Genomic DNA, 1,125 nt, shown 5'->3' on the forward strand with positions numbered 1-1,125 from the left:
TGATCGGCAAAAAATTGCCGTTTTTATGTTTTAAATTAATGAATTAGCTTGCCACTTCTGGCATTTCGATTAATCTTTATCAAATTATTCTTATCTTTCAAATAGTTATTTTTATACTCCTATATTAATACAAATATTGGCACGGATATTTCATATATACATGTACCTTTAAGAGTTTTTTCTTTTTGGAGAGAAATAAGAAAAAAACAAGAGCCTCTTAAAGCGAGTATCTAACACCAATTTTTGGTTTATTAGGGGAGAAATAAAAATGGCTCTATATGTTCCTACAAATACGTCTTCGATTAATGCGCAACGACGTTTAAATACAGCGACCAAAGCTCTGGATACTACCTTCCAGCATTTAGCTTCAGGTCTTAGAATCAACTCTGCTCGTGACGATGCTGCAGGTCTGCAGATTTCCGACCGACTCACCTCTCAGATTAATGGTCTGAAACAAGGTAACCGTAATGCCAATGACGGTATTGCTTTGTGCCAGACTATGGAAGGTGCGCTGGATGAAACTACAAACATGCTGCAGCGAATTCGTACATTAGCTATTCAGTCAGCCAACGGTACCAATACTGATATTGACAGAAAGTCTATTCAGCAGGAAGTTACAGCCTTATCTGAAGAAATTACACGTATTGCCTGTAAGACAACCTTTGGTGGTCAGCAGTGTCTTGCTGGTCCAAAGGGCCTGCTTGGACCAAATGGAGTAATAACATTCCATGTAGGTGCCTATGAAAATGATACTATATCGCTATCATTGACTGCAGGATTCACTCTAAAAGGAATATGTGGTGACACTACTGTTCTGTCAGCAGCTATTGCAGCAAATGGAAGTTTATCTTCATCGACTACGGGTATATCAAATACTGCAGGCTTCTACCAATTCTCGGTTAGAACTCAGGCAACTGCTGAACTTACCATTGCGGCAATTGATAAAATTATCAATGTGGTGGATACTCACCGAGCTGCCCTTGGTGCGCTGCAGAACCGTATGGAATCTACCATACGTAACCAGGAAGTTACCCATGAGAATGTTTCTGATGCAAGATCACGTATCCGTGATGCCGACTATGCTGAAGAAGCTGCTAACCTGTCTGCTCAGACCATTACTCAGCA

1 protein-coding gene is annotated in these 1,125 nt (G+C 40.2%); it reads left to right on the forward strand.

The features are described from left to right. Positions 1–268: 268 nt before the first annotated feature. A partial coding sequence (locus BM308_RS13145; RefSeq protein ID WP_074945834.1) for a flagellin N-terminal helical domain-containing protein occupies positions 269–1,125 on the forward strand: 857 nt, incomplete at its 3' end.

The sequence above is a fragment of the Succinivibrio dextrinosolvens genome, assembly GCF_900116345.1.
GTDB lineage: Bacteria > Pseudomonadota > Gammaproteobacteria > Enterobacterales > Succinivibrionaceae > Succinivibrio > Succinivibrio dextrinosolvens_B.